Source organism: Phenylobacterium sp. (genome assembly GCF_036723115.1).
GTDB lineage: Bacteria > Pseudomonadota > Alphaproteobacteria > Caulobacterales > Caulobacteraceae > Phenylobacterium.
Map to the genome: position 1 here is coordinate 1 of NZ_DAIMHV010000213.1, position 3,138 is coordinate 3,138.

Genomic DNA, 3,138 nt, shown 5'->3' on the forward strand with positions numbered 1-3,138 from the left:
TGGCGGGCCTGGCCGCCTATGGGCTGGGGGTGCGGGCCCAGGGCCTGGACCTGCCCGTGGACGAGGACTGGCCGATCTTGGCCTGCGCCCTCTATCCTTCCGTCCTGGCCTTCGATCATCAGGCGCGTCGGATGTTCGCCTACGGCCGCGGCGAGACCGAGGCGGCCGCGCAGGCCTGCGCCCAAGCCCTGCTGGAGAGGCTGGAGGCCGACCCCACGCCCGCCTCCAGCGGAATGGCCGCCCTCGCTGTTGCGTCCGACGGCGCAACCTATGAGGCCGCCGTGGCCGAGGTCATCGGCCGCATCGCCGCAGGGGAGATTTTCCAGGCCAATATCGCCAGGGCCTGGCGCGCCAGCGCCGCGGCCCATGTCCGTCCCTTCAGCCTGCTCCAGGCCCTGGCCGGCCAGAGCGCGGCGCCCTTCGCGGCCTATATGCGCTGGCCCGGGCGCGCGGTGGTCTCCAATTCGCCCGAGCGTTTCGTGTCGGTCGAGGGTCACGAGGGGCGGCTGGTGGCCGAGACCCGGCCCATCAAGGGCACCCGCCCCCGGGGCGCCGATGCGGCCGGCGACCAGGCCCTGGCCGCCGAGCTGCGGGCCAGCTCGAAGGACCGGGCCGAGAACCTCATGATCGTTGATCTGATGCGCAACGACCTTGCCAGGGTCTGCCGGCCTGGCACGGTGCGGGTTCCGGAGCTGTTCGCCCTGGAGAGCTTCGCCAACGTTCATCACCTGGTCTCCACCGTGACCGGCGAACTGGCGGCCGGGTGCGACGCTGTGGACCTGCTGGCCCAGGCCTTTCCCCCCGGCTCGGTCACCGGCGCCCCCAAGATCCAGGCCATGAAGGTCATCGCCGAGCTGGAGCCCCCCCGCGGCCCCTATTGCGGCTCCATCTTCTGGTGGGGGGCCGATGGCGCCTTCGATTCCAGCGTCCTCATCCGCACGGCCGCCTGGGTCGAGGCCGAGGACGGCTGGCGGGTGGAGGCCAGGGCGGGGGCGGGGATCGTCGCCGACAGCGACCCGGCCGCCGAACGGGCCGAGACCGAGGCCAAGATCGCCGCCCTGCTGCAGGCGCTGGGAGGGCCGGCCCTGGTGGGCGCCGCATGAGGTCCGCCGTTCCCGCTGACGATCGCGGCCTTTTGCTGGGCGATGGTCTCTTCGAAACCGTGCTGGCCGAGCAGGGCGACCTGCTCTGGTTTGACGATCATCTGGCCAGGCTCCAGGCGGGGTGCGCCGCGCTTGGCCTGCCTTCGCCCGATCCGGCGGCGGCCCGACAGGCGGCCCTGGAGGCCCTCGCCGCCGCAGGCCTCGCCCAGGGCCGCGCGGCGGTGCGGCTCACCTGGACGGCGGGTTCGGGGGGGCGGGGTCTCGACCGGCCCATTCCGCCGCAGCCGCGGTGGCTGATCACGGCTGCGCCTGCGCCGCGGCCCACCGCCCCGGTCGGCCTCGCTCTCGTGGAGGTGCGGCGCAACGAGGGGTCGCCGGCCTCGCGGCACAAGACGCTGGCCTATCTCGACAATGTGCTGGCCCGCCGCGAAGCCCAGGCGAAGGGGGGCGAGGAGGCGGTGATGCTGAACAATCGGGGCGAGGCCGCCTGCGCCGCCGCCGCCAATTTCTTCTGGCGCACGGCCGAAGGCTGGCGGACCCCGGCGCTCGATTGCGGCGCCCTGGCCGGCCTGGCCCGCGCCCGGGTGCTGGCCCTGGCCCGGTCGGCGGGCGTCGAGATCCTTGAGGTGCGCGAAGGCGCCGAAGACCTCGCCCGCGCCGAGGCGGCCTTCATCAGCAACAGTCTCATCGGCGTGCGGGCGGTGGACCGCCTCGACGGCCGGCCCCTGGCCATGGACGCGTCCCTGATGGCGCGGCTCGATCCCCTCGCCGCGTGAAGCCGCCGGCCTGGGCTGGCGCGCCTCAGCAGTCGGTGCAGTTGACCATCTCGATCTTCCGCGGGCGCAAATAGTACTGCTGCCGGAAGTTCATGGCGTTGGGGATGACATACTTGGCCGGCGAGTTGAACGCATAGGTCATCTCGCTCATGACCAGGGTCTCGTTGGCGGCGATCAGGTCCTTGGGCAGGTTGCTGACCGTCGAGCCCTTGGCATAGCCGCTGAACCCCTTGCCGTGGCTCCAGACGACCTTGGGGACGCCGTTGGCGTCGGCCTTGATCGCCGTGGCGCGGATCTTCATGCCCGAGGCCGGATAGGGCGAGAGGATGTGTTCGGCGATGGAGAAGACATCGTTGAGTTCGGCCCTGTTGGTCAGGGTGTCCTGGGCGATCAGGTCGGCCACCACGGCCGTGGCGTGCCCGGCCCGGCGCTCGGCCATGAGCGCCATGGTGACCTCGGCCAGGCCCATATAGATCAGGATCAGGACCGGGGCGATCAAGGCGAACTCCACCGCCGCCACGCCGCTGTGGTCCTTCAGGAAGGTCCGCCGCCGCCTCATGTGCACTTGGCCCCCGTGGGCGGGGTGTCGGCATAGGGCTCGTTGCGGAACGCCTCCACCGCCGAGATGAGCCGGGTCCCGTCGGTGCTGTTGACCAGGGCGCTGCTGATCAGGGGGGTGAAGATCTTCCACCGGTAATAGGTGCGCACCAGGACCACGTCGGTGGGGCCGCCGGGCGACCAGCAGGTCTTGGTGGGATCAAAGGCCGCGCCCCCGGTGTTGGGCGTGTCGCGCAGGCTGGTGAAGTCCGCGAAGGTCCGCACGTCCACCTGCAAATTAGCCGTGCAGCCCGGACCCAGCCAGCTCATGCGGCTGCAGACGGCGTTGGCGAAGGCGGTCTTGTTGGCCGTGCCGGCGGTCTGCATCTCGCCGGTGCGCAAGGGACGCGCCGCGCCGGCCGTAGCGCCCTCCAGCGCGGTGGACATCATGAACACCAGGGCCAGCTCGAGGATGCCGAAGATCAGCAGCAGCAACGGCCCGGCGATGAAGGCGAACTCCACCGCCGTGGCCCCTTGGCGGGCGCGGGAAAAGCCCCTCAGTCGGGCAAGAAAGGCCTTGGCGGCGCGCGGCATTCTGCGGGTCCATCCGGTTCGCAGGGGAGCCTAGGGCGCCGAGGCTAAGCGATGCTTAAGCGGGCGGTCGCCTTAGGGCGTCCGAGCTAGGCGATGCCAAACTGGGCGTCGGCCTTAGGGCGTCCGCC

The 3,138-nt window shown here is 71.4% G+C and carries 4 protein-coding genes; 2 read left to right on the forward strand and 2 right to left on the reverse strand.

The window, feature by feature from the left end; all coding sequences use genetic code 11:
* Window positions 1-1,103, forward strand: a 1,103-nt coding sequence (locus V7D28_RS14570; protein ID WP_333588106.1) for an anthranilate synthase component I family protein, incomplete at its 5' end; no start/stop codon positions are given.
* Complete coding sequence (locus V7D28_RS14575; protein WP_333588107.1) at window positions 1,100-1,879, forward strand: aminotransferase class IV; 780 nt, start codon at window positions 1,100-1,102, stop codon at window positions 1,877-1,879. The genes V7D28_RS14570 and V7D28_RS14575, both read left to right, overlap by 4 nt.
* A gap of 25 nt (window positions 1,880-1,904) precedes the next feature.
* On the opposite strand, the gene V7D28_RS14580 is transcribed toward V7D28_RS14575, so the two are convergent.
* Both V7D28_RS14580 and V7D28_RS14585 read right to left on the reverse strand, forming a co-directional pair.
* On the reverse strand, window positions 1,905-2,438 hold the full coding sequence (locus tag V7D28_RS14580; protein WP_333588108.1) for a TadE/TadG family type IV pilus assembly protein: 534 nt from the start codon (window positions 2,436-2,438) through the stop codon (window positions 1,905-1,907).
* Window positions 2,435-3,010 (reverse strand): TadE/TadG family type IV pilus assembly protein, encoded by a 576-nt coding sequence (locus V7D28_RS14585; protein ID WP_333588109.1) that lies wholly within the window; start codon window positions 3,008-3,010, stop codon window positions 2,435-2,437. Before V7D28_RS14585 ends, V7D28_RS14580 begins: the two co-directional genes overlap by 4 nt.
* Between the last annotated feature and the right edge of the window lie 128 nt (window positions 3,011-3,138).

Coding starts and splice junctions, on each gene's coding strand:
- V7D28_RS14575 (WP_333588107.1), top strand. CDS start 1,100: ATGAGGTCCGCCGTTCCCGCTGACGATCGCGGCCTTTTGCTGGGCGAT.
- V7D28_RS14580 (WP_333588108.1), bottom strand. CDS start 2,438: ATGAGGCGGCGGCGGACCTTCCTGAAGGACCACAGCGGCGTGGCGGCG.
- V7D28_RS14585 (WP_333588109.1), bottom strand. CDS start 3,010: ATGCCGCGCGCCGCCAAGGCCTTTCTTGCCCGACTGAGGGGCTTTTCC.